At 72.2% G+C, this 23,060-nt stretch carries 22 protein-coding genes and 1 pseudogene; 9 read left to right on the forward strand and 14 right to left on the reverse strand.

Annotated elements, in window-relative coordinates; translation table 11 throughout:
* Window positions 1-22: 22 nt before the first annotated feature.
* Both ACZ41I_RS29050 and ACZ41I_RS29055 read right to left on the reverse strand, forming a co-directional pair.
* The gene (locus tag ACZ41I_RS29050; RefSeq protein ID WP_468515459.1) at window positions 23-2,257 is read right to left on the reverse strand and encodes an FG-GAP repeat domain-containing protein; all 2,235 of its coding nucleotides are present in this window, start codon (window positions 2,255-2,257) and stop codon (window positions 23-25) included.
* 124 nt (window positions 2,258-2,381) lie between these two features.
* Window positions 2,382-2,591, reverse strand: coding sequence for a hypothetical protein (locus tag ACZ41I_RS29055; RefSeq protein ID WP_399774467.1), 210 nt, complete (start codon window positions 2,589-2,591; stop codon window positions 2,382-2,384).
* A 515-nt stretch (window positions 2,592-3,106) separates the two neighbouring features.
* On the opposite strand from ACZ41I_RS29055, the gene ACZ41I_RS29060 reads away from it, so the two are divergent.
* A complete protein-coding gene (locus tag ACZ41I_RS29060) occupies window positions 3,107-3,580 on the forward strand; it encodes a carboxymuconolactone decarboxylase family protein (RefSeq protein WP_363213699.1) in 474 nt (157 codons plus the stop codon).
* Between the two features lie 19 nt (window positions 3,581-3,599).
* Here ACZ41I_RS29060 and ACZ41I_RS29065 read toward each other — a convergent pair whose 3' ends face one another.
* Window positions 3,600-4,025, reverse strand: a complete 426-nt coding sequence (locus ACZ41I_RS29065) for a DUF2000 family protein (protein ID WP_468515460.1) — start codon at window positions 4,023-4,025, stop codon at window positions 3,600-3,602.
* 49 nt (window positions 4,026-4,074) lie between these two features.
* On the opposite strand from ACZ41I_RS29065, the gene ACZ41I_RS29070 reads away from it, so the two are divergent.
* Entirely contained in the window at window positions 4,075-4,884 is an 810-nt protein-coding gene (locus tag ACZ41I_RS29070; protein WP_468320604.1) for a helix-turn-helix transcriptional regulator, read from the forward strand.
* A gap of 150 nt (window positions 4,885-5,034) precedes the next feature.
* A complete protein-coding gene (locus tag ACZ41I_RS29075; protein WP_399774473.1) occupies window positions 5,035-5,502 on the forward strand; it encodes a hypothetical protein in 468 nt (155 codons plus the stop codon).
* A 20-nt stretch (window positions 5,503-5,522) separates the two neighbouring features.
* Here the strand turns inward: ACZ41I_RS29075 and ACZ41I_RS29080 are convergent, their stop codons facing one another.
* Entirely contained in the window at window positions 5,523-6,026 is a 504-nt protein-coding gene (locus ACZ41I_RS29080; RefSeq protein ID WP_363213695.1) for a type III secretion system chaperone family protein, read from the reverse strand.
* Window positions 6,019-7,356, reverse strand: coding sequence for a D-inositol-3-phosphate glycosyltransferase (gene mshA, locus ACZ41I_RS29085; RefSeq protein WP_399774476.1), 1,338 nt, complete (start codon window positions 7,354-7,356; stop codon window positions 6,019-6,021). The genes ACZ41I_RS29080 and mshA overlap by 8 nt, the downstream gene beginning before the upstream one ends.
* Before the next feature lie 284 nt (window positions 7,357-7,640).
* Between mshA and ACZ41I_RS29090 the strand changes: the two genes are divergently transcribed.
* The 3 genes from ACZ41I_RS29090 to ACZ41I_RS29100 all read left to right on the forward strand — a co-directional run bounded on the left by ACZ41I_RS29090 (window position 7,641) and on the right by ACZ41I_RS29100 (window position 11,205).
* A complete protein-coding gene (locus ACZ41I_RS29090; protein WP_399774613.1) occupies window positions 7,641-8,378 on the forward strand; it encodes a class I SAM-dependent methyltransferase in 738 nt (245 codons plus the stop codon).
* Between the two features lie 166 nt (window positions 8,379-8,544).
* Window positions 8,545-9,612 (forward strand): C40 family peptidase, encoded by a 1,068-nt coding sequence (locus tag ACZ41I_RS29095; RefSeq protein ID WP_468515489.1) that lies wholly within the window; start codon window positions 8,545-8,547, stop codon window positions 9,610-9,612.
* 288 nt (window positions 9,613-9,900) lie between these two features.
* Entirely contained in the window at window positions 9,901-11,205 is a 1,305-nt protein-coding gene (locus ACZ41I_RS29100; RefSeq protein ID WP_363216983.1) for a PP2C family protein-serine/threonine phosphatase, read from the forward strand.
* A 73-nt stretch (window positions 11,206-11,278) separates the two neighbouring features.
* On the opposite strand, the gene ACZ41I_RS29105 is transcribed toward ACZ41I_RS29100, so the two are convergent.
* From ACZ41I_RS29105 to ACZ41I_RS29120, 4 genes are all read right to left on the reverse strand, one after another.
* Window positions 11,279-11,593: a DUF2516 family protein gene (locus ACZ41I_RS29105; protein WP_468515490.1), complete on the reverse strand. Its 315-nt coding sequence runs from the start codon at window positions 11,591-11,593 to the stop codon at window positions 11,279-11,281.
* 130 nt (window positions 11,594-11,723) lie between these two features.
* Entirely contained in the window at window positions 11,724-12,320 is a 597-nt protein-coding gene (locus ACZ41I_RS29110; RefSeq protein ID WP_363216982.1) for a hypothetical protein, read from the reverse strand.
* A gap of 76 nt (window positions 12,321-12,396) precedes the next feature.
* Window positions 12,397-12,882: a helix-turn-helix domain-containing protein gene (locus ACZ41I_RS29115; protein ID WP_468515461.1), complete on the reverse strand. Its 486-nt coding sequence runs from the start codon at window positions 12,880-12,882 to the stop codon at window positions 12,397-12,399.
* Between the two features lie 249 nt (window positions 12,883-13,131).
* Window positions 13,132-13,503, reverse strand: a complete 372-nt coding sequence (locus tag ACZ41I_RS29120; protein WP_468515462.1) for a VOC family protein — start codon at window positions 13,501-13,503, stop codon at window positions 13,132-13,134.
* A 210-nt stretch (window positions 13,504-13,713) separates the two neighbouring features.
* On the opposite strand from ACZ41I_RS29120, the pseudogene ACZ41I_RS29125 reads away from it, so the two are divergent.
* Window positions 13,714-13,929 (forward strand): annotated as a pseudogene (locus ACZ41I_RS29125) (GNAT family N-acetyltransferase); the annotation flags it as partial.
* 12 nt (window positions 13,930-13,941) lie between these two features.
* Here ACZ41I_RS29125 and ACZ41I_RS29130 read toward each other — a convergent pair.
* The 3 genes from ACZ41I_RS29130 to ACZ41I_RS29140 form a co-directional block, all read right to left on the reverse strand.
* Window positions 13,942-14,808 (reverse strand): RNA polymerase sigma-70 factor, encoded by an 867-nt coding sequence (locus tag ACZ41I_RS29130; RefSeq protein WP_468320614.1) that lies wholly within the window; start codon window positions 14,806-14,808, stop codon window positions 13,942-13,944.
* Complete coding sequence (locus ACZ41I_RS29135; RefSeq protein ID WP_399774486.1) at window positions 14,805-15,383, reverse strand: carboxymuconolactone decarboxylase family protein; 579 nt, start codon at window positions 15,381-15,383, stop codon at window positions 14,805-14,807. The genes ACZ41I_RS29130 and ACZ41I_RS29135 overlap by 4 nt, the downstream gene beginning before the upstream one ends.
* 96 nt (window positions 15,384-15,479) lie before the next feature.
* Window positions 15,480-16,826, reverse strand: a complete 1,347-nt coding sequence (locus ACZ41I_RS29140) for an aminotransferase-like domain-containing protein (RefSeq protein WP_468515463.1) — start codon at window positions 16,824-16,826, stop codon at window positions 15,480-15,482.
* 152 nt (window positions 16,827-16,978) lie between these two features.
* Between ACZ41I_RS29140 and ACZ41I_RS29145 the strand changes: the two genes are divergently transcribed.
* Together ACZ41I_RS29145 and ACZ41I_RS29150 are read left to right on the forward strand one after the other, a co-directional pair.
* Window positions 16,979-17,602 carry a LysE family translocator gene (locus tag ACZ41I_RS29145; protein WP_468515464.1) on the forward strand — a complete coding sequence of 208 codons (624 nt, stop codon included), beginning with the start codon at window positions 16,979-16,981 and terminating at the stop codon, window positions 17,600-17,602.
* 326 nt (window positions 17,603-17,928) lie between these two features.
* Window positions 17,929-20,295 (forward strand): ATP-binding cassette domain-containing protein, encoded by a 2,367-nt coding sequence (locus tag ACZ41I_RS29150; protein ID WP_468320626.1) that lies wholly within the window; start codon window positions 17,929-17,931, stop codon window positions 20,293-20,295.
* Window positions 20,296-20,345: 50 nt separating this feature from the next.
* Here the strand turns inward: ACZ41I_RS29150 and ACZ41I_RS29155 are convergent, their stop codons facing one another.
* The gene (locus ACZ41I_RS29155; RefSeq protein ID WP_468515465.1) at window positions 20,346-22,388 is read right to left on the reverse strand and encodes a HelD family protein; all 2,043 of its coding nucleotides are present in this window, start codon (window positions 22,386-22,388) and stop codon (window positions 20,346-20,348) included.
* Between the two features lie 50 nt (window positions 22,389-22,438).
* Complete coding sequence (locus ACZ41I_RS29160) at window positions 22,439-23,053, reverse strand: TetR family transcriptional regulator (RefSeq protein WP_363216972.1); 615 nt, start codon at window positions 23,051-23,053, stop codon at window positions 22,439-22,441.
* Window positions 23,054-23,060: the final 7 nt, after the last annotated feature.

Consider the following 23,060-nt stretch of genomic DNA (forward strand, 5'->3'; position numbering starts at 1 on the left):
CAAGCACCCGAATAGGGGCCCGTCAGGACAGGGTGCGGCCCGTCCAGCCCGAGCCGACGCGGACCCGGCCGCCGAAGCCGCCGTGGCCGGTGCCCGGGTTGAGCCAGGTCACGCCGTCCGAGTCGACCGAGAGGAGGTCGGCCCGGCCGTCGCCGTTCAGATCGCCGGCACCGAGCACCTGGCGGTAGCTCTTGCCCCAGTCGCGGAAGACCAGCACGCGGTCGGCGAGCTTGCCGGTGCCGGTGCCGTTGTAGCGCCACAGCTCGCCGGAGCCGTCGAGGGCCAGCACGTCCCCGTGTCCGTCGCCGTCGAGGTCCCCGGCGCCGATCACCCGGGTGTACCCCTTCCAGGCGGACCGGATCTTGATGCGTGCGGCGAATCCGGCGCTGCCGCCTCCGGCGTACAGGTAGATGTCACCCGTCGCGGCGGAGCGGGCCAGCAGGTCGGCGCGGCCGTCGCCGGTCAGGTCACCGGGGGTGGTGAGGACGTCGTAGCCGCGCCAGTCGCTGCTGGTCCTCTTGTACGGGGACGCCGGCGCGGGCAGTCGGCCCGCCGGGGTCTCGTACATACGGGCCTCGCCCGTGGGCAGCACGGCGAGGACGTCGTTGAGGCGGTCCCCGTTCAGGTCGCCGAAGCCGGTGAACCGGGTACCGGCGGGCCAGCCGGTGGTGACGGCGCCGCTGTGCACGGAGCCCGCGGCGAGATGGCCCGCGGCGTCGCCGTCGTACCGGGTCAGGGTGGTGCCGCTCAGGCCGAGCACGTCGGCGCGGCGGTCGTCGCCGTAGTCGCGGGCGCGGGGCAGCGGGCGGGTGGTGCCGGAGACGGCGTGCAGCGGGCCGCCGAGGGCGGAGCTGTCGTACCAGAGCGCGGTGGGGCGGGTGCCCGCGACCGCGAGGGCGCCGCCGACGGTCCGGTTGCCGGTGGTGGTGGCCAGCGTCTTCGGCGCCGACCAGCCGCCGCGGGTGCGGAAGCCGGCGACGAAGCGGTACGAGCCGTTGCCGAGGGACACGCTCCAGGCGGCGTGCACGGTGCCGTCGGCGGCGATGCCGGAGCTGACGGCCGAGGCCAGGGGGTGGCGGTCGTCGGCCTGCTCGACGGCGCCCCACACGCCGGTGCGAGCGGAGCGGGTGGTGGAGATCACCGCCTTGGCCGCGGCACCGACGACGGTGATGTCGCCGTTCGGGGCGGTCAGCGGGCGGGGCAGCGCACGGGGGGCGTACCAGCCGGTGAGCCCGGTCTGCTCGGGGGCGCTCCATGCGTCACCGGGGGCGGCCTTGCGGGCGAAGCGGACGGGGCCGTCGACGCTCGCCCACAGGAGGGTGAGACCGCCGGCCGGGTCGGCGTCGAGGCGGAGCGCCCCGGGCTGGGTACCGGCCAGGGGGGTCAGCTCCTCGGCGGTGCCCCACGCGGTCGCGCCGGCCTTGCGCTCCATGATCCGGGAGGAGTACGAGGGCCCGTCCGGGCCGGTGGTGCTGTCGCCGTCGCGGGGGCGGTCGTCGAGGTTCCATGCGACGGCCGCGTTGCCCGCCTTGTCGGTGGCGGCGTCGAGTCCGGTCAGGAAGTACCTTCCGTCCTCGACGTCGCTCGTGACGGTGTCCAGCACGGTGGGCTCGGACCAGGCGTCGCCGGGGGCCGTCCGCTCGGTCGTGTGCAGCTCGTAACCGCCCGTGATCCGGACGGCCCAGACCGCGCCGAGACGGCCGGTGGCGCTGCCGAAGACCACGGGGTACTCGGACCAGGCGGAGAGGGTGGCGACGGTGGTCGGGTCGGACCAGCGGGTGGCGCCGGGCGCCAGGATGGCGGCCTTCAGCAGGCTCTTGCCCTCCGGGAGGCGTTCGCTCCAGTAGGTGATGAAGGAGCCGTCGGCCTGCGGGGCGAGGGTGCTGTCGCCGTAGGCGGCGGTGGACAGGGTCTGGGGCGCGGCCCAGGTGGTGGTGCCCGCGGGGCGGACCTGGACGGTGACCCGGCGGATCTCCGCGGTCTGCGTGGGGTCCTGCGGCTGGTCGCGCAGGGCGACGAGGGCGCCGTCGGCGCGTGCCTGCAGTCCCCGGAGGGTGTGCTGGGCGTCGGCGGCGAGCTCGGTGGAGGCGCCCCAGACGCCGGGCTGTACGGGATCGGTGGCCACCGTGGCCGTCCCCGCCGTCGTCCCCGCCGCGGTGGTCGCCGTCGCCGCCTCGGCGGACAGCGCGGGCAGGGCCCCCGCCAGGCTTCCGCTCAGTACGAGCGCGAAAGCCCCTCTGAAGACATACGAGTTCACGATCCGGTCCCCCCAGGCGCCAGTCTTGGTAAGAAAAGTGCATGGATCTTATATGACCGGAGCGACCGAGCCCCCTGCCGGGACTTCTCCGCCGGCAGGGGGCTCGGTGCGCTGAACCGAGGGATCAGAGGGCGGCGTTGAAGCCGACCTGGTGGGACTGGCCGAGGGCACCCAGCGCCTCGCCCTTGACGGCGTCGAGCTGGGACAGCACGCCGGCGCTGCTCAGGGTGGTGGAGTCGAGGGTGAGGCTGGCCTCGGGGCTCAGGCCGCCGGCGACGGTGTCGAGGTCGGCGTCGGAGATCTCAAGGGTCTGAACCTGGTGAGCGGAGTTCATGGGGAAACTGCCCTTCGCATGGGTGGTCCACAGGGGAAGCGGCCCCGCTGGGGACAGACGGTGGGCCGCGGCCGCAGGCGTGCGCCGTCCTATTCAGGACACCGTGGCGCGATCCCGGCGGCGCGAGCGATCAAATCACGGAGCGCTCCGGGCATCCAGCCAACCGACGTCCGGCCCGGGCCAGTTGGCCGCGCCAGGTGACCGAACCGTGCGGGCACGGTCACGCTTTCGGGGCAGCTTCTCCACACACCGGGGCACACGGGCGGCCCACAGCTCTTGCCGGCGCCGCACCGACCGGGACAACTCCGCACCAACGGAACCCGCCGTTCCGGCAGTTGCGTACGCGCTGTGCAGATTGGGCGAGGTCTCTCGGGGGGCCGGCGGGCGAGCCGTCCGAGTGCACTGGGCGCGTATGGCGCGCGTCACAGGCGGCCGTGTCACATCTCCCCGGATCGTTCCGTCAGAGAGGTGTAGCCACCAGGCGCGGAACACCTGAGACCACACGGGAGCAGATCATGGACGCTCGTCTGAACCTCTTCGAGAACCCTGTCTCCGGCAGGTTCTTCAAGTACATCAACTCGGCGGGCAAGGCGGTTTCGGACTCCGGCCTGCCGGCCGCGACGCAGGAGCTGGTGAAGATCCGGGCCAGCCAGATCAACGGCTGCGCGATGTGTCTCGACATGCACACCAAGGACGCGGCCGCCGCCGGGGAGACGGCGCAGCGGCTGCACCTGATCGCGGCCTGGCGGGAGGCCAAGGTGTTCAGCGACGCCGAGCGGGCCGCGCTGGAGCTGACGGAGCAGGGCACCCGGATCGCCGACACGGCCGGCGGCGTCCCGGACGAGGTCTGGGCGAACGCCGCCAAGCACTACGACGAGGACCAGCTCGCCGCCCTCGTCGCACTGATCGCCCTCATCAACGCCTACAACCGCGTCAACGTCCTCGTCCAGCAGCCCGCCGGCGACTACGTGCCCGGCATGTTCGGCTGAGGGCCGGCGGCCGGCCGGGTCACGGGTGCATGCGTGCGCCCTTCATTACCTTGTCCACCCCGTTCCTCGGGCCGTACACCGCCAGCCCCACCAGGTCGAGCCCGGCCGTCGGTACGGCCCGGACCGCCGCGCGGTTGTCGCGGTCGTTGCCGGTGGCGAACAGGTCCGAGGTGAAGACGGCGCGGGGCAGGGCGCGGCCCAGTGCCCTGCCGTGCGCCGCCTTCAGGGTCTCCTTCGCGCCTTCGAGGACCAGCACCGGCTGGCGGAACATGGGCAGGTACGACACCCCGTCCCCGTCCTCGTACGGCTCGCCGACCACCTCGGGCACCTGGCTGCCGAGGCCGCTGGCCAGGAACGCGGTGACGTTCAGGCGCTGCCAGGGCTCCAGGTCCTCGCGCAGCAGGACGGCGATCTTCGTGTCGAAACGGATGGGTTCAGCGCTCATGGAATGAGACTGCCGGGCGTCGTACGGCGTCGTCTTGTACGTTCTTTGCGTGGCGGCCCGGCAGAACGGCACCCGGCAGGAGGTCAGCGCGTGGCGCCCCCGCGTCCCGGGCGTGACGGAGGTCTTCCACGCCCGCTTCACCGAGTACGCCTACCCGATGCACGTCCATGACGCCTGGACGCTGCTCATCGTGGACGACGGGGCCGTGCGCTACGACCTCGACCGGCACGAGCACGGCACCCCGCACGACACCGTCAGCCTGCTCCCGCCGCACGTACCGCACAACGGCTCGCCGGCCACGCCCGACGGCTTCCGCAAGCGGGTCGTCTACCTCGACAGCAGCCTTCTCGGCGACGATCTCATCGGGCGCGCCGTCGACACGCCCGACCTGCGGGATCCCGTGCTGCGCCGGCGCGTCGGGCAGCTGCACTCCGCCCTCGCCCGGCCCGGTGACGAACTGGAGGCGGAGAGCAGGCTGACCCTCGTCGGGGAGCGACTGCGCGACCATCTGTACCGGAGGGCCGCCTCGGCGCACCGTCCGCATCCCGTTCTCGCCCGTTCGCTGCGGGAGCTGCTCGACGCCCGTGTCGTCGACGGTGTCCCGCTGGCGGAGGCCGCCCGTCTGCTGCACGCCCATCCCGCCCATCTGGTGCGGGCGTTCAGCGGTGCGTACGGCATCGCCCCGCACCAGTACCTGATGTCGCGGCGGGTCGGGCGGGCCCGGCGGCTGCTGCTGGACGGGCTGGCACCGGGCGAGGTGGCCTCGATGACCGGGTTCTACGACCAGGCTCATCTCACCCGGCACTTCAGGAAGCTGGTCGGGGTGCCACCGGGGCGCTATCGGCGCGGCCCGCGCTGAGCGTCGTCCGGCCGCTGCCGCCCTCCTTCGGGTGGATCGGCGGAAGACCTCCGTCCGGGGATCACTCCTGGTTAACCTCCCCCCATGGATGACACACAAGAAGCACAGGAACCACAGACTCCTCGCGATTCATCCACCAAGACCCGCTCTGTGCCGCTCAGACGCCTCTCGACCGCCCTCGCGGGTGCCGCGGCCCTGGTCGCCCTCGGCGTCGGCGTCGCACTGGCGGCGCCCTCGGACGACGACCCCCGTCCCGAGCCGGACGTCACGAGCTCCCTGCCGCCGGACACCGTCTCCGGGGGCACGTCCGTCGGGGCCGGCTCGGGCTCGGGCGGCGCGGACAGCACCGGCGGCGACACCGCGGGCTCGGGCAGCACCGGCGGCGCCACCGACGGAGGCGGCACCGGCGGCACCGATCCGAGCCCGAGCGGCCCCACGCCCTCGGGCGACCCCTCCACGCCGCCCGACCTGAACGAGCTCAACCGGCGCATCACGGAACTGGACAAGAAGGTCGACCAGCTGCCGACCAAGAAGGAACTGGCCGACGCCCTGCGGGCCTTCGCCGACGAACTCGACCACCGCGGCGGGAACGGCAAGCCGGAGCCGGACCCGTCCTGAGCCTTTGAAACGCCCCGCGGTCAGTCGGCGGGGCGTTCGATCAGGTGCTTGAACGCGTCGAGGTTGCGCGTGGACTCGCCGCGGGACACGCGCCAGGCGTACTCCTTGCGGATCGAGGAGGCGAACCCCAGCTCCAGAAGGGTGTTGAAGGCCCCGTCGGCCGCTTCCAGGACCTGCCCGAGGAGACGGTCGATCTCGTCGGGGGTGACGGAGGCGAGGGGCAGGCGGGCGGTGACATAGATGTCACCGAGGCGGTCGACGGCGTAACTGACGCCGTACAGCTTGAGGTTGCGCTCAAGGAGCCAGCGGTGGACGCCCGCCTCGTTCTCGTCGGGGTGCCGGATGACGAAGGCGTTCAGGGAGAGGGAGTGGCGGCCCACGAGGAAGGAGACCGTCGTGGAGAGCTTGCGGGTGCCGGGGAGCTTGACCACGTAGGTTCCGGGTTCGGGGCTCTCCCACTCCAGTTCGGCGTCCTTCAGGACAGCTTCCAGGACCTGCCCGACCGCCTTCTCGCCATCACCCATGGTGGGAGCGTACGCGACGGCGGTGGGACTGGGTCGCGGCCGTGTAGACGTCGGCGGTCGCGGCGGCCGCGGTGTCCCAGCCGAAGGACTGGGCGTGGCGCGCGGCGGCCTCCCCCATGCTCGCCGCGAGGGACGGCTCGTCGGCGAAGCGGCCCAGCACGCGCGCGTAGTCGGCCGGGTTGTGGCCGTCCACGAGGAAGCCGGTGCGGCCGTCGCGCACGGCCACCGGCAGCCCGCCCACGGACGCCGCGAGCACCGGCGTACCGGCCGCCTGCGCCTCTATGGCGACCAGCCCGAAGGACTCGCTGTAGGACGGCATGACCAGCACGGACGCGGCCCGGAACCAGTCCGCGAGCTGCTCCTGGCCGACCGGCGGGCGGAACCGTACGACGTCCGCGATGCCGAGCCGGGCGGCGAGCTTCTGCAGGCCCTCCGGCTTGGCGAGCCCGCTGCCGCTCGGGCCGCCGACGACCGGGACGAGGATGCGGGAGCGGAGCTCCGGGCGCTCGTCCAGCAGCACCGCCACCGCGCGCAGCAGCACGTCCGGGGCCTTCAGGGGCTGTATGCGGCCGGCGAAGAGCGGGATCAGGGCGTCCTTGGGCAGGCCGAGGCGGGCGCGGGCCGCGGCGCGGCCGTCGGCCGGGCGGAAGCGGTCGAGGTTGACGCCCGGATGGACGACGGCGACCTTCGCGGCGTCGGCGGCGTAGTGCCGTACCAGCTCGTCGGCCTCCTCCGCGGTGTTGGCGATGAGCCGGTCGGCGGCGGCCACGATCTGCGTCTCGCCGATGACCCGGGCAGCCGGCTCGGGGGTGTCGCCGTCGGCCAGGTTGGCGTTCTTGACCTTGGCCATCGTGTGCATGGCGTGCACCAGCGGCACGCCCCAGCGCTGGGCGGCGAGCCAGCCGACGTGACCGGAGAGCCAGTAGTGGGAGTGGACCAGGTCGTAGTGGCCGGGGCGGTGACCGGCCCAGGCCTGCATCACGCCATGGGTGAAGGCACACAGCTGGGCCGGGAGCTCCTCCTTGGCCAGGCCCTCGTAGGGGCCCGCGTCGACGTGCCGGACGAGGACGCCGGGGGCCAGCTGGACCGTGGGCGCGAGGCCGCCGGCCGTGGCCCGGGTGAAGATCTCGACCTCGATGTTGATCGCGGCGAGCCGCTGGGCGAGCTCCACGATGTAGACGTTCATGCCGCCGGCGTCGCCGGTGCCGGGCTGGTGGAGCGGAGAGGTGTGCACGGAGAGCATCGCGACCCGTCGGGGCCGGCGGAGCAGACGGAGCCGTGACGCGGCCGACGGGGAGCGTCGCCCGAGCCTGCTGACGTACTGGCTCACGTGGCCGTCCTCCTTGCTGCGGGCATGCCGGACGGAGGACCGGTCTCGCCCTCCACGGTGGTCCAACAGCGGACGGGTGCGCTGCCATTTCCCCGCCAAGCGGCTTTACTCAATCATTACCTTCGGGGGTGCGGTCCGGCTCCTCTTCGAAGCTCCCCCTTACCCTCGTACACATGACAGCCCGCACCGCTTCCCTGCCCCGCCCTCGGCTTCGGCCGAGCGGAGGGAGCACCGTCGTGGGAACGGTGACGCGCGGGACCACCAACCCCAACCGGCTGCGCCGCATGGACCGCTGGATCGCCGCCGCACACGGCGGCGAACTGCGGCGCGCCGACGATCCCCTGGCCATCGACCTCGGCTATGGCGCCGCCCCCTGGACCGCCGTGGAGCTGCTCGGGCGCCTCACGACCGTCGCGCCCCGCGCACGCGTCGTCGGCATCGAGATCGAACCGGCGCGGGTCGCGGCGGCGAAGGCGTACGAGCGGGAGGGGCTCACCTTCCGGCACGGCGGCTTCGAGGTCCCCGTGCCCGGGCGGCCGGTGCTCATCCGGGCCGCCAATGTGCTGCGCCAGTACGACGAGACCGAGGTCGCCGCCGTCTGGGCGCGGCTGTGCGCACGGCTCGCCCCGGCGGGCGGCGGCTCGCGCGGCGGGCTGCTGGTCGAGGGGACGTGCGACGAGATCGGGCGGCGGCACGTGTGGGTGGCGCTCGGTCCCGAGGGGCCGCGGACGGTGACGTTCGCCACCCGGCTGGGCTCCCTGCAGCAGCCCTCCGACCTCGCCGAACGGCTGCCGAAGGCGCTGATCCACCGCAACGTCCCCGGCGAGCCCGTGCACGCCTTCCTGCGGGACTTCGACCGCGCCTGGGCCGCCGCCGCGCCCTACGCCTCCTACGGCGCCCGCCAGCGCTGGCTGCGCGCGGTACGGGATCTGACGGCCGACTGGCCGGTGACGGACTCCCCGGCGCGCTGGCGGCAGGGTGAAGTGACGGTGGCGTGGGAGGCGTTGGCGCCACTGAGCTGACCTCACCCGTTCGGGGGTCGCGGGACGGAACGATCCTCGTGCACCGTTCGTCACACCGGCGGGGAGATCGTCGCGCCGCCTGCCTCTGTCGCTTTGCGGCGTGGCATGACACCATCCCCGGGGCACCGTAAGTTACTGACGGTAAATCAGCTTGGGGGCATGTGTGATGGGCTGGGGCAAGCGCAGCATCCTCTCGGCCGCCGTGACCGTGGTCTGCGCGGTGACCGTGCTGGGCGCTCCCGGCACGGCCTTCGCCGACCCGGCACCCACTCCGAGCACCTCCCCGACTCCCCGTCCGAGCAAGGACCTTGAGCAGGTCCGCGAGAAGCTCGACAAGCTCTACCACGACGCCGCCGTCGCCACCGACGCCTACAACGCGGCCGAGGAGAAGACGAAGCAGCAGTCCGCCGCGATCGTCGCACTGGCGAAGAAGATCGACCAAGGACAGCAGAGACTCGCCGGACTCAGGAACCAGGCGGGCGCCGCCGCCCGCGAGCAGTACCGAACCGGCGGCGTGCCGCCCACCGCCCAGTTCCTGCTCAGCGACGATCCCGGCCAGGTCCTGGACGGGGCGGGGCTGGTGCTGCAGGGCCAGCGGGCCACGACGTCCCTGATCGGCGAACTGGCCGACACCCAGAAGCAGTTGCAGGACTACGCCGACGACGCCGCCGAGCAGTGGAAGAAGCTGGACGCCGAGCGCAAGACCAAGGCCGCCGCCAAGAAGAAGATCCAGCAGCAGATCTCCGCCGCCGAGAAACTCGAGTCGGAGCTGGAGAAGAAGGACAAGGAACGGCTCGCCAGGCTGGAGGAGCAGGCCGCGCTGGCGGCGCAGACGAAGTGGCTCGACACCGGCATCCTCAAGAAGGTGCACGGCGCGGCGTCCGCGCAGGGCGAGAAGGCCGTCACGTTCGCCACCGACCAGCTCGGCAAGCCGTACGTGTGGGGCGCCGAGGGCCCGGAGTCCTACGACTGCTCCGGCCTGACCTCCCAGGCCTGGGCGGCGGCCGGCCACCCCATCCCGCGCACCTCGCAGGAGCAGTGGAAGCAGCTCAAGCACGTCGACATCAAGGACATGCGCCCCGGCGACCTCATCATCTACTTCGACGACGCCAGCCATGTCGCGATGTACGTCGGCGACGGCGCGATCATCCACGCCCCGCGCCCCGGACGCACGGTGACGGTCGCGGGCGCCGGCTCGATGCCGATCCTGGGGGTCGTACGGCCGGATGCGTGAGGCAGGTCATGTGACGGCGCACACGCCTCGCACACAACCCGCCATGTGACCCACCGCACGCCCAACCCCCGTACAAACCCGGGTGACACGTGAGCTTCGTCATCCCCGACGCCGGGTCGTCCTGTCCAACTGTCGTACGGAACGCGGCATATGACAGCGGCCTGCGCGGGAGCGACGCGGCTCACACCATTCCATCGGGGCGGGCCGAGCCGCTATGGTCACCCGTCGGTGGCTTCGAGACCCTCGGCGCCGCCAATGCCCTCGGGGGGAGGGAAGGAACCCACGACGATGCCCGTACCCGTACCGCGGCAGAGAGCGATCCCGGCCGTGGAGAGTGGTCAGGCGCAGGCTGCCCCGGTTGCCGGCGGCGGCCCCCTCAAGGAAGAGGCCCACCGCGACGCCACGACCGTGCACGGCACCGGCGCCACTCTCACCCTGCTGCTGATCGAGGACGATCCGGCCGGCTCGCCGATCGTGCCCGAACTGCTGGACTCGGCCGGCAAGCCGATCCGCGTCCGCACCGCCCGCAACCTCACCGAGGCCGAGCGGCTGCTCACCGACGACGTCCACTGCATCCTGCTGGACCTGGCGCTCCCGGCGCCGGGCGGCAGCGGCACCGACGACGAGCTGGCCGTGCTCAAGCACGTCCTCCAGCTCGCGCCCCGGCATGCCGTGCTGGCGCTGACCGCCTCCGGCGACGCCGAGCGCGGCGCCGAAGCCGTGCGCGTGGGTGCGCAGGACTACCTCTTCCGTGACGAGCTGGACGGCCGGCTGCTCAGCCGCGCCATCCGGTACGCGGTGGAGCGGAAACGGTCCGACACGGCCGAGCGGCGGCTGGCGGAGGGCCGGCTGCGCGCACAGGAGAACCGCCGCCTGGAGCGCGGGCTGCTGCCCACGCCCCTGCTGGAGGGCTCCTCGCTGCGCTTCGCCGCCCGCTACCGCCCCGGCCGCTCGCGTGCACTGCTCGGCGGCGACTTCTACGACGCCGTCCGCACGCCCGACGGCACCGTGCACGCCATGATCGGCGACGTCTGCGGCCATGGCCCGGACGAGGCCGCGCTCGGCGTGGAGCTGCGCATCGCGTGGCGGGCGCTGACGCTGGCGGGCCTGTGCGGCGACGAACTGCTCGGCACCCTCCAGGAGGTGCTGGAGCACGAGCGCGCGGACGAGGAGATCTTCGCGACGCTGTGCACGGTGGACATCGCCCCGGACGGCCGCCGCGCGGGCCTGTGCCTGGCCGGTCACCCGGCCCCGCTGCTCGCCCGCCCGGGCCGCGCGGCACGGCTGCTGCCCTACGACAACAACGGCCCCGCCCTCGGTCTGCTCCCCGGCGCCCGCTGGCCGCGGATGCAGGTGGAGCTGGGCTCGGAGTGGAGCCTGATGCTCTACACCGACGGTCTGATCGAGGGCCGGGTCGGTGCGGGCGGTGAGCGGCTCGGCCAGGACGGCATGGTGGAGATGATCCGCCGGCAGCTGTCCGAGGGGCTGCGCGGGGAGAACCTGCTGCGGGCCGCGGTGAGTGAGGTCCGGGACCTCAACGGGGGTGAGCTGACGGACGACGTGGCTGTGGTGCTGCTGGATCGGGCGCCGTAATGCGGGCTCCCGCCGTAGGGGTTCTTCGCCGCGCGGGTTCCTCGCCGTGGGACGGCCCTACGGCGAGATGCCCTCAGCGACCGCCGTTCCAGGGGCCGTAGGGACCGTCGCTGCTGCTGCCCCTGCGACGGCGGAAACCCTTCCCACCCGAGACCTGCTGCAGGGCCGGGCGCACGTCCACGAAGAAGACGATCGTGGCGACCAGGCCCGCGAGCTGCAGGAACAGCATCGGTACGAACAGGTTCACGGCGACCGCGACGCCGAGGATGATCAGCCAGAAGCCCTTGTTCTGCTTGTCCGCGGCGCGGTACGCGTCCTCGCGGAAGATCGCGGCCATCACGAACGCCACGATGGCGAGTGCCAGGATGGCGGTGAAGATCAGCCACATCACTCCGCCGACTGCCGTCATCAGCACAATGCCCACCACCCGAGTCGAGTCGTCCGTAGAGCCACCGTACCCGTACAACGGGCCGGGCACCCCCAAGGTGCCCGGCCCGTTGTGACGTGCCCGACTCCGGTCACTTGGCCGGAGGCGTCGTCTTCTTCGCGGTGGTGGACTTGCGGGGAGCCGGCGCCTTCTTCGCCACCGGCTTCTTCTCCGCGGCGGGCTCGGCCTGGGCCTCGGCCGGCTTCGGCTCGTCCGTGGCCTCGACCGGCTCGGGCTTGCCCTCGACGACGATCGCCAGCTCCTCGATCTCCTCTGCGGCCTCGCCGCGCCAGTTCTTCACGGCCTGCTCGCCGTGCTCGGCGACCTTCTCGTAGGTCTCGCGGGCCCTGACGGCGTACTCGGCGGCGACACCGACGCCGCGCAGGGCGAGGTCCTGCGCCTGCTCGCCGAGCTTCTTCAGGTCGACGTCGAGGGTGCCGATGAACTCGTTCACCTTGGTCTGGAGGGTCTCCTGCGCCTCCTTTGCCCGGGCGGCGGCCTTCTCCTGCACGGCCTTCGGGTCGGTGTTGCGCACGGCCTCGATGCGGGCCGGGGCCTCGGCGCGCAGCTGCTCGACCAGGGCGGGCACCTTCTTGGCCTGCTGGAGGGCGAGGTCGGCGGTGCCGGCGGCGAAGTAGAGCGGAGTCGGGTCGCTGAAGGTCTTGCGCAGGTCGTCGGTGATCGCCATGGTGATCAGGTCCTCCCGGATTCGCGTTCGGCTGAGGTTGGTGTGGTCCGCGGTGGTGGCCGGCGCCCTGGTCCGGTTATCCGGCCGTCCGCCGCGGGCCTGCATCGGCATCGTGTCCGCCGGCCGTGCGGGTGCCGCGCACGGCGGTGCCGCCGAAGTCCTCGTCCCCTGCCCGGTCCGCCCCGTCCTCGTCCGTGGCGGGCTCGTCGATCCCGAATCCGTTCTCTTTCCGGAAGGACTCGTAGATCTGCAGCAGCACCTGCTTCTGCCGCTCGTTGAGCGAGGGATCGGCGAGGATGACGGCGCGCGTCTCCACTTCGTCCCGGCCCCGTTCGGCGTCAAGGATCCCGGCGCGGACGTACAGCGTCTCGGCGGAGATGCGCAGGGCCTTGGCGACCTGCTGGAGCACCTCCGCGCTGGGCTTGCGCAGCCCGCGCTCGATCTGGCTCAGGTAGGGATTGGACACCCCGGCGGCGTCGGCGAGCTGCCGCAGCGAGAGCTGGGCGTTACGCCGCTGCTCGCGCAGATACTCACCGAGATTGCCGACGTTCAGCGATGCCATGCCTCCACCTTGCCCCACGATCGCTAACAATTGCAAGCACCCGCTTGCAAGAGTTGCCCGATCGGCCGCGCTGCCGACAGCGCCGCCCTCCTTGTCAGCGAACCTGGTCGCTCTTCGGTCCGATGTTCCAGCCTGGAAACCCCGTCCTGCCAGGTGCAGGGCGATGGTTTCCACCGTGCGGCCCTTGCTGCACCAGGCCGGTACGGCGAACTCTCCCCATGTCCGAACCTCGTCCGGGCAGGACGCCGACTAGCGCGTGACGATGCAGAAGGGATGGCCGGCGGGATCGGTGAGGACCCGTGCCTTGTCGCCATGCGGCTGGTGGTCCGGCTTGCCCGCACCCAGCTCCAGCAGCCTGGCCTCGGCCTCGTCCAGGCTGTCCGCGACCTTGAAGCAGATGTGCAGCTGCTGGGGAACGATCTGGTCGGGCCAACTCGGAGCCCGGTAGTCCTCGACCCGCTGGAAGCCGATGAAGAGCCCGTCCTCACGGTCGAGACCGGCGAAGTCGGCGTCCGACTTCGGATGCGGCGCAAGGCCGGTGGCCTGCTGATAGAACGCCGCCAGAGCCGGCGGATCAGGGCAATCGAGTGTTATTGCGACCAATTCCATCTGCAGGGGCATGGCACCTCCGAGCCGATCAGTGGACGTGAGCGGGACGGAAAGGGCTCGTTCGTTCCACTCGACCGCAAGCACAGCAGGTCGGAGCCGCACCATGCCAACGGTTATCCGGGACGGGGCAGAAGGGGTCGACGAACAACAGTGCAGCAGCGGGTTTCGCAGTTCACCACCGCCGTGGTGTACGACCGCGGCGGCACGGGCTGCAGCGGTCCCCCCCCCCCCGGCGGCCAGGTCCGGGTGGATCCCGTCTACATCCCGGCTCACCTCCGCGGTCGCGGCTACGCGGGCGCCGTGACGGTCGAGGTGAGCCGGGCCGCGCTGGCCGCAGGCGCCAAGGAGGTCGTCCTGTTCACCAACGCGGCCAACCCCACCAGCAACGCCCTGTACCAGCGCATCGGATACGTCCCGGTCACCGACTTCGCCGTGTAGGACTTCTGACGCCTACCGGACGAGCGGCGTCGGTTCGTTCAGGCGGGTCAGCTTGCGGGGGTTGCGGACCACGTGGATTCGGGTGATCCGCCCGTTCTCCACGGTGAGGCCCACCGCGCTCGGTTCGCCGTTGAACTCGACACGGCCGGCCGGTGTGCCGTTGAGCCACACGGCCGTCGTCTCCAGGGTGTCCACCAGCCGGTGGGCGCGCGCGAGCACCTCGGCGACCGGGCCGGCCCCGTGGAACGGGACCAGCGCGGCGGCCACCACCCCGCCCCCGTCGGTGACCATGACCACGTCCGGGGCCATGACCTCCAGCAGGTCCTGCAGCTGCCCGGTGCGCAGCGCGGCCAGGAAGCGTTCCACCACGGCCTGCTGCTCCGAGCGGCTCACCCGCACGCGCGGGCGCCGGGCCGCCACGTGCTCACGGGCCCGCCGCGCGATCTGCCGTACCGTGGCCGCCGTCTTCCCGACGGCCTCGGCGATCTCGCCGTAGCTCAGCTCGAAGACCTCGCGGAGCACGAACACGGCCCGCTCGGTCGGCCCGAGCGTCTCCAGTACGGTCAGCATCGCGAGCGAGACGCTCTCCGCGAGTTCGATGTCCTCGGCGACATCGGGGCTGGTCAGCAGCGGTTCCGGAAGCCATTCACCGACGTACTCCTCGCGGCTGCGCGTGAGGGTGCGCAACCGGTTGAGCGCTTGCCGGGTGACGATCCGGACCAGGTACGCCCGCGGGTCGCGCACCTGCGCGTGGTCGACGTCGGCCCACCGCAGCCAGGACTCCTGCAGCACGTCCTCGGCGTCGGCCGCCGAGCCGAGCATCTCGTAGGCGACCGTGAAGAGCAGGCTGCGATGGGCGACGAACGGATCCTGTGTCATGCCGTCGGTGCCGTCTCCGACTTCACAGGACGTGCGGCCAGCGGAATCTCGCAGGCGTCGGAGAAGCCCTGCGACTTCACTCCGAGTGCGGTGTTGTTCCTGGTCGCGAAGTTGGCGAAGGCGATCGCCGCGGTGATCTCGACCAATGCGGCCGGACCGAGCCGGTCCAGCAGGCGCGCGGACAGCTCGTCCGAGACGGTCGGCGGCGTGACCGTCATGGCCTCGGCGTACTCCATCACGTCCCGCTCCAGCGGTGTGAAGACGTCCGACTCCCGCCAGCGCGGCACCTGGCTGGCCTTGGTCAGGTCCAGGTTCATGTTCTGCGCCTGGAAGTAGTTGATGTCGAGGCACCAGCTGCAGCCGACCTGTGCGGCGACGGCCATGTGTGCGAACGACTTCAGGCTCTCGTCCGCCGCGTTCCACGCGTTCACCCGGCCCCCCATCTCCTGGGCCGCCCGGGCGACCTCGGGGTTGTGCCAGGTGGCCTCCAGGGGCTCGGGTACGGCGCCGAACTGTGCCATCAGGCCTTCCCTCATCTCGGGGGTGATCTCGGCCTTCGGGACGCGGAGCGTCATGGTGTCCTCCTCGTGTGCTTACCGGTTCGGCATGAAGACACCGCCGGGGGCGTGGATGTGACATCCCCGGGAGGCAACGGCAGGGCCGGGCAGGCGTCAGTCGCTGACGAGGTCGTCCGGGGCGGACCGGGCGAGATCGACGAGCACGCCGAGCGCCTGCGAGAGGACGTCCGGCGGCGGCGAGGCGAGACCCAGGCGGACGGCGTTGGGGGCGTGGCCGCCGCCGACGGTGAACGCGGCGGCGGGCACCACCCCGATGCCGTGCCGCGCGGCGGCGGCGACGAAGGTGTCCGCGCGCCACGGGCGGGGCAGCTGCCACCAGCAGTGATAGGAGCGCGGATGGCTCTGCACCGCGAAACCGGCCAGGTGCCGGGCCGCGAGCTCCTGCCGTACCGCCGCGTCCCGGTGCTTGGCGTCCACCAGCTTCTGCACGGTGCCGTCCTGCTGCCAGCGGTGGGCGGCCTCCAGGGCGAAGCGCATGGGGGCCCAGCCGCCCGAGCGCAGGGAGGCCGCGATCTCGCCGGACAGCGTGTGCGGCGCCACCGCGAAACCCAGGGTGAGGCCGGGGGCGATGCGCTTGGAGAGGCTGTCGATCAGAACAGTCCGCTCGGGGAGGTGGGCGGCGAGCGGCGGCAGTTCGCCGCGCAGGAAGGCCCAGATGGCGTCCTCGACGGCGACGAGGCCCAGCCGGGCCAGGACTTCGGCCAGGTGCTCCACCCGCTGCTCCGGCATCGTGAGCGTCAGCGGGTTGTGCAGCCTCGGCTGCACATAGACGGCGTGCAGCGGGGCCGCCGCGTGGGCCTCCTCGACGGCCTCCGGGACGAGTCCGGCGCCGTCCATGGCCAGCGGGACGAGGGTGATGCCGAGCCGGGCGGCCACGGCCTTGATGACGGGGTACGTCAGCTCCTCGACACCGAGGCGCCCGCCCGGCGGCACCAGGGCGGCGACCACGGCCGCGATGGCCTGCCGGCCGTTGCCGGCGAACAGGATCCGCGCGGGGTCCGGGCGCCAGCCGCCCCGGGCGAGGATGCCGGCGGCGGACTCCTGGACGGCCGGAAGCCCGGCCGTGCCGGCCGGCTGCAGGGCGTACCCGAGGGCGTCCGGCCGCAGCAGAGCGCCGAGCCCTTCGGCGAGCAGCGCGCTCTGTTCGGGTACGGCCGGGTAGTTCAGCTCCAGATCGACCCGGCCGACCGCGGGCTCGGTCAGCGCAGGGCCGGTGGTGCCGGACCACACGGACTGCGCCCGCACGAACGTGCCGCGTCCCACCTCGCCCACGGTCAGGCCGCGCCGGGCCAGCTCCTGGTACACACGCGTGGCGGTGGAGTTGGCGATGCCGTGCCGGCGGGCGAACTCGCGCTGCGGGGGAAGCCGGTCGCCGGGCCGCAGGACGCCGGACCTGATCTCCCCGGCCACCGCGTCGGCGACGCTCTGATAGTCCTTCACGGCCACGCGCTCCCCTCGTCGGCCGGGCGCCTCCATCCAACCACAGCATTGCACTCGGTGCAATTTATGGATTGCATTGAGTTATTGCCCTCCCCTACGCTCCAGCCATTGCCCCGGATCAGGAACGGGGCCAGCGCGAACGGGGGGTTTTCATGGTGGAACCGAGCGGGATCCTCGGTGTCTCGGTGGTGGCACTCGGCATGGTGCTGACCCCCGGCCCGAACATGATCTATCTCGTCTCCCGCAGCATCACCCAGGGCCGGCGCGCCGGGCTGATCTCCCTCGGCGGAGTGGCACTGGGCTTCATGGTGTATCTGCTCGCCGCGAACCTCGGCCTGTCGGTCGTCTTCCTCGCCGTGCCCGAGCTGTACCTCGCGGTGAAGCTGGCCGGTGCCGCGTACCTGGCCCACCTCGCCTGGAACGCGCTGAAGCCGGGCGGCATCTCCGTCTTCGCGCCGCAGGACGTGCCGCCCGACTCGCCACGCAAGCTGTTCACCATGGGCCTGATGACGAACCTGCTCAACCCGAAGATCGCCATCATGTATCTCTCCCTCATCCCCCAGTTCATCGACCTGCACCGGGGCCATGTCCTGCTCCAGGGGCTGGTCCTCGGTTCGTTCCAGATCGTGGTGAGCCTCGCGGTCAACATGGCCATCGTGCTCGCCGCCGGCACGATCGCCGTCTTCCTCTCCCGTCGCCCCTCCTGGCTGAAGGTGCAGCGCCGGCTGATGGGCACGGTGCTCGGCGCGCTCGCCGTCTCGCTGGCCATCGACTGAGGGGGGCACCGTTTCCGGTGCCCCCCTCAGTCGATGGGGAAGTCAGCCTGTGCAGCCGGGGACGGTATGCCCCGCCGGCTTTGTTGCTCGCCCAAGCATGTGGCTCCTCCTGATCGATGCGCAGGTGCCGTCCCGACGGCCTGACCTGCTGGGTTTACCTGCGAGGGCATATAAGCGGCCACGCCGGACCCGCGTGCCCGACCGAGCGGCGGACGCCCCGCACTTCCCTCGAACGGCCTGGCGGCATGACCTGTACGGCCGCAGGCCCCGGAGCCGGTCAGAATTCGAGAAGCGTCGGCCGGTGCGCCCCCGCTAGCGTGGCCGCCATGGACCTCACCGCCCCGCACGCCGCCGACAGCCACGACCTGATCCGGGTGCACGGCGCCCGCGAGAACAACCTCAAGGACGTCAGCGTCGAGCTCCCCAAGCGCCGGCTGACGGTGTTCACCGGTGTGTCCGGCTCCGGAAAGAGCTCGTTGGTGTTCGACACGATCGCCGCCGAGTCGCAGCGGCTGATCAACGAGACGTACAGCGCGTTCGTGCAGGGCTTCATGCCCACGCTGGCACGACCCGAGGTCGACGTGCTCGACGGGATCACGACCGCGATCATCGTGGACCAGCAGCGGATGGGCGCCGACCCCCGCTCCACCGTCGGCACCGCCACCGACGCCAACGCCATGCTGCGCATCCTGTTCAGCCGGCTGGGCCGGCCGCACATCGGCTCGCCCAAGGCGTTCTCCTTCAACGTGGCCTCGATCAGCGGCGCCGGTGCGGTCACCGTGGAGCGCGGCGGGCAGCAGGTGAAGGAGCGGCGCAGCTTCAGCATCACCGGCGGCATGTGCCCGCGCTGCGAGGGCCGGGGCACGGTCTCCGACCTCGACCTCACCCAGCTCTTCGACGACTCCCTGTCCCTCAACGAGGGTGCGCTGGCCGTCCCCGGCTACAAGACGGGCGGCTGGAACCACCGGCTCTACACCGAATCCGGCCTGTACGACGCGGACAAGCCCATCCGTGAGTTCACCAAGCGGGAGCTGCACGACTTCCTGCACCGGGAGCCGACCCGGATGAAGATCGCGGGCATCAACATGACCTACGAGGGTCTGATCCCGCGGATCCAGAAGTCGATGCTCGCCAAGGACAAGGAGGGCATGCAGCCGCACATCCGGGCGTTCGTGGACCGTGCGGTCACCTTCGCCACCTGCCCGGAGTGCGCGGGCACCCGGCTCACCGAGGCGGCCCGGTCCTCGAAGATCCAGGGCGTCAGCATCGCCGACGCGTGCGCGATGCAGATCAGCGACCTGGCCGAGTGGGTACGGTCCCTGGCCGAGCCGTCGGTGGCGCCGCTGCTCGACTCGCTGCGGCACACCCTCGACTCGTTCGTGGAGATCGGCCTCGGCTATCTCTCCCTCGACCGGCCGGCGGGCACCCTGTCGGGCGGCGAGGCCCAGCGCGTGAAGATGATCCGCCACCTCGGCTCCTCGCTCACCGACGTGACGTACGTCTTCGACGAACCGACCATCGGGCTGCACCCGCACGACATCCAGCGGATGAACGAGCTGCTGCTGCGACTGCGCGACAAGGGCAACACGGTGCTGGTCGTGGAGCACAAGCCGGAGGCCATCGCCATCGCCGACCATGTCGTCGACCTCGGTCCCGGCGCGGGTACGGCGGGTGGCACGGTGTGCTTCGAGGGCACCGTGGAGGGCCTGCGGGCCAGCGGCACGCTCACCGGCCGCCACCTGGACGACCGGGCCGCCGTCAAGGACACGGTGCGCAAACCGGCCGGCGCCCTGGAGATCAGGGGCGCGACGACGCACAACCTCCAGAACGTCGACGTGGACATCCCGCTGGGCGTGCTGTGCGTCGTCACCGGGGTCGCCGGCTCCGGCAAGAGTTCACTGGTGCACGGGTCGATCCCGGCCGGCGAGGGCGTGGTGTCGATCGACCAGACGCCGATCCGCGGTTCGCGCCGCAGCAACCCGGCGACGTACACCGGGCTGCTGGAGCCGATCCGCAAGGCGTTCGCCAAGGCCAACGGCGTGAAGCCGGCCTTGTTCAGCGCCAACTCCGAGGGTGCCTGCCCCGCCTGCAACGGCGCCGGGGTCGTCTACACCGACCTGGCGATGATGGCCGGTGTCGCCACGACCTGTGAGGAGTGCGAGGGCAAGCGGTTCCAGGCCTCGGTGCTGGAGTACACCTTCGGCGGGCGGGACATCGCGGAGGTGCTGGCGATGTCGGTGACCGAGGCGGAGGAGTTCTTCGGCGCGGGCGAGGGGCACGTCCCGGCGGCGCACAGGATCCTCGACCGCATGTCCGACGTCGGCCTCGGCTACCTCACCCTCGGCCAGCCGCTCACCACCCTGTCCGGCGGCGAACGCCAGCGGCTGAAGCTGGCCACGCACATGGCCGACAAGGGGGGCGTCTATGTGCTGGACGAGCCGACGACAGGGCTCCACCTTGCAGATGTCGAGCAGCTGCTCGCCCTCCTGGACCGCCTGGTCGACTCCGGCAAGTCGGTCATCGTGGTCGAACACCACCAGGCGGTCATGGCCCACGCCGACTGGATCATCGACCTCGGCCCCGGCGCCGGCCACGACGGCGGCCGCATCGTCTTCGAGGGCACCCCGGCCGAGCTGGTCGCCGCCCGGCCCACGCTGACGGGGCAGCACCTGGCCGAGTACGTCGGGCGGTGAGGCACCGGGCGGTGAAGCGCCGTTGAAGCCTTCCGCCGTGGCCGGGTGCGTCAGAACGGCAGCGGGCGGGCGTGGACCACGTCCAGTCGGGACACCGCGCGGGTCAGTACGACGTACAGCCGGTGTGCGCCCCGTTCCTCCGCCGCGGCGACGGCGGCCGGTTCCACGGCGACGACATGGTCGTACTCCAGGCCCTTGACCATGCTCGCGGGGACAAGAGTCAGGCGGGCGCCGAGCGTGTCGGGACCGGCCGGCTCCAGACCGGCGCCCACCAGGGCCTCCCGCACACCGGCCACCTCCGCGTCCGCCGCGACGACGCCGACCGAGCCCTCCTGGGTGAGGGCGTGCCGTACGGCGGTCACCGTCGTGCCGAGGACGTCGTCGGTGGGCCGGAGCGTCAACTCGCCGTCCGTGCGCAGGGAGTGGGCCGGCGGCACGGACACGTCCAGGCGGGGCAGCAGCCGGTTGGCCAGCGCGACGACCGCCGCCGGCACCCGGAATCCGGTGGTCAGCGGCACCACGGCCGCCTCCGGCCGGCCGAGGTGGCGCAGCTGGACGGACCAGTCGCGGGCTGCCCACGGGGTGGTGCCCTGGGCGAGGTCGCCGAGGACGGTCAGCGACCCGAAGACCGCCCGGCGGGCGATCGCCCGGCACTCCATGGGCGAGAGGTCCTGCGCCTCGTCGACGACGATGTGCCCGTGGCCCTCGGGGTGTTCGATCAGTCCGGAGAGTTCGTCCAGGAGGACCAGGTCGGCGGCCGACCAGCGGGCCGACTTGCAGGAGCGTGGCGGGCGGGGCCACAGCAGCGCCTTCTGTTCGTCCGGGTCCAGCAGGCCGTCGGACGCCTGGGCCAACGCCTCGGCGTTTGTGAGGAGTTCGGCGAGGATCTCTTCGGGGCGGGCCTTGGGCCAGACCAGGTCGAGGTGCGCGGTGAGCGGCCGGGCCCGTTCGATGCGGCGCACCCAGGAGGCGGGCAGGACCCCGGAGCGCCGTTCGGCCCGCTCGCGCAGCCGCCGTACCACCCGGGCGCGTACCCGCTCCCGGCCGACGGCGTACGGCGGTTCCTCGGCGCGTACCTCCGTCACGATCGCGGCGAGTTCGGCGGCCGGCACCCGCCAGCGGTAGGTGCCGTCCGGCACGGCGAGGTCGGTCACGCCGTCGGCGGACACCCGCGCGTACAGCGCCCGGCGCAGCACCTCGGCCATCCGGGCGTCGTGCTTGACGGCGGCCGTGCGGCCCGGGTCGGTGCCGGTGACCGGGTGCCGGGCGATCTCGTCCAGGAGGGTGGACTGGCGATAGCCCCCCTCCGTCGCTCCGCGGCGGGCGGTCTCCCCGAGCGACGGCAGCACCTCGGCGATGTACGCCAGGAACGTGCGGTTGGGGCCGAGGATGAGCAGGCCGGAGCGCTGCAGCCGCTGGGCGTACGTGTACAGCAGATAGGCGGCGCGGTGCAGGCCCACGGCGGTCTTGCCGGTGCCGGGGGCGCCCTGCACGCACACCGAGTCGCTGAGCGGGGCCCGCACGAGGTCGTCCTGTTCGGGCTGGATGGTGGCGGCGATGTCCCGCATGGGCCCGACGCGGGGCCGCTCGATCTCGCGGGCCACGATGGCGCTGGTCCGTGACTCGCCGCGGCCGAGGTGCTCGTCCTCCAGTCCGGTCAGGTCGGCGGAGTCGCCGGTGCTGCCGGGCGCCCAGCCGAACCGGCGCCGTACATCCACACCCTGTGGATCGCGGGCGCTCGCCTGGTAGAAGGCGCGGGAGACGGGGGCCCTCCAGTCGACCACGAGGGGCGGGGCGGCCGGTCCCTCGGTGATCCGGAGCCGGCCCACATGCAGGGACGGCGGCGCGCCCTCGGTGAAGTCCAGCCGGCCGAAGAACAGCGGTCCGGGCGGGAGTTCGCGCAGTGCCTTGGCCTCGCTGCGCAGCCGGCGGCCGAGGACCTCGGCGTCGGCTCCGGAGGCGGAGACGTCCTCGCCGACGACGACCTGTTCGGCGGCGCCCTCGATCATCGCGGCGAGGGCGGCACGGCAGGTGTCGTGGTGGGCGCGCTCGGTGTGCAGGGTGTCCGTCAGGGCGGGGTCGAGTGGCGTCATGGCGCCAGCGTACCGCCATAACGTTACCGAGTTACATTTTTAACCGCGTCTCATTCAGCGCGCCTCAGCTCGGGCAGCGCCTCCCCCAGCCGCCGGAACGCCCGCTCGGCCGCCCGTACGGCGTCCGGCGCCACCTGCGCGACCGGCTCCCCGGCCGCGATCCGCCGCCAGTTCTCCTGGGCGAGGATGCGCTGAACGGCGATGATCTGCCCGGCGGCCAGCCGCGCGTCCAGCCCGCCCCCGAGCGCCTGAGCGAGTGCCGCCTCCGACCGCTCCACATGGCCGTACGCGCGCGCCACCAGGGCCGGGGTGCCGTAGAGCAGCCGGTGGAAGGCGAGCACCTGCGGATGGTCGTTCAGCCCGGTGACCGGGTCGTGCCGGTCCAGTCCGGCGAGGAAGTTCCGGCGCAGCGCGTCCACCGGATCGGCCGCGTCGGCGACCACCCGCGCGGCCTCCGTCTCGTGGTCCGCGATCCGGTACAGGACCAGGTCCTCCTTGGCCGGGAAGTACCGGAAGAGGGTCGGTTTGGAGATCCCGGCCGCCGCCGCGACCTCGGCCACGGACACCGCGTCGAAGCCCCGCTCCAGGAACAGCCGCACGGCGATGTCCGACACGTCCTGGTACATCCGCTGCTTCTTGCGCTCACGCAGGCCCATCTCACCCATGGGGCGA

The sequence above is a fragment of the Streptomyces sp. NPDC030799 genome, assembly GCF_055572255.1.

Excerpts from the sequence above, each read along its gene's own strand:
- ACZ41I_RS29065 (WP_468515460.1), bottom strand. The coding sequence starts at position 4,025 with ATGAGCGCTGAACCCATCCGTTTCGACACGAAGATCGCCGTCCTGCTG.
- ACZ41I_RS29100 (WP_363216983.1), top strand. The coding sequence starts at position 9,901 with ATGCCCGTACCCGTACCGCGGCAGAGAGCGATCCCGGCCGTGGAGAGT.
- ACZ41I_RS29095 (WP_468515489.1), top strand. The coding sequence starts at position 8,545 with ATGGGCTGGGGCAAGCGCAGCATCCTCTCGGCCGCCGTGACCGTGGTC.
- ACZ41I_RS29115 (WP_468515461.1), bottom strand. The coding sequence starts at position 12,882 with ATGGCATCGCTGAACGTCGGCAATCTCGGTGAGTATCTGCGCGAGCAG.
- ACZ41I_RS29060 (WP_363213699.1), top strand. The coding sequence starts at position 3,107 with ATGGACGCTCGTCTGAACCTCTTCGAGAACCCTGTCTCCGGCAGGTTC.
- ACZ41I_RS29080 (WP_363213695.1), bottom strand. The coding sequence starts at position 6,026 with ATGGGTGATGGCGAGAAGGCGGTCGGGCAGGTCCTGGAAGCTGTCCTG.
- ACZ41I_RS29150 (WP_468320626.1), top strand. The coding sequence starts at position 17,929 with ATGGACCTCACCGCCCCGCACGCCGCCGACAGCCACGACCTGATCCGG.
- ACZ41I_RS29120 (WP_468515462.1), bottom strand. The coding sequence starts at position 13,503 with ATGCCCCTGCAGATGGAATTGGTCGCAATAACACTCGATTGCCCTGAT.
- ACZ41I_RS29090 (WP_399774613.1), top strand. The coding sequence starts at position 7,641 with ATGGACCGCTGGATCGCCGCCGCACACGGCGGCGAACTGCGGCGCGCC.
- ACZ41I_RS29145 (WP_468515464.1), top strand. The coding sequence starts at position 16,979 with ATGGTGGAACCGAGCGGGATCCTCGGTGTCTCGGTGGTGGCACTCGGC.
- ACZ41I_RS29155 (WP_468515465.1), bottom strand. The coding sequence starts at position 22,388 with ATGACGCCACTCGACCCCGCCCTGACGGACACCCTGCACACCGAGCGC.
- ACZ41I_RS29130 (WP_468320614.1), bottom strand. The coding sequence starts at position 14,808 with ATGACACAGGATCCGTTCGTCGCCCATCGCAGCCTGCTCTTCACGGTC.
- ACZ41I_RS29135 (WP_399774486.1), bottom strand. The coding sequence starts at position 15,383 with ATGACGCTCCGCGTCCCGAAGGCCGAGATCACCCCCGAGATGAGGGAA.
- ACZ41I_RS29105 (WP_468515490.1), bottom strand. The coding sequence starts at position 11,593 with ATGTGGCTGATCTTCACCGCCATCCTGGCACTCGCCATCGTGGCGTTC.
- ACZ41I_RS29110 (WP_363216982.1), bottom strand. The coding sequence starts at position 12,320 with ATGGCGATCACCGACGACCTGCGCAAGACCTTCAGCGACCCGACTCCG.
- ACZ41I_RS29160 (WP_363216972.1), bottom strand. The coding sequence starts at position 23,053 with ATGGGTGAGATGGGCCTGCGTGAGCGCAAGAAGCAGCGGATGTACCAG.
- ACZ41I_RS29055 (WP_399774467.1), bottom strand. The coding sequence starts at position 2,591 with ATGAACTCCGCTCACCAGGTTCAGACCCTTGAGATCTCCGACGCCGAC.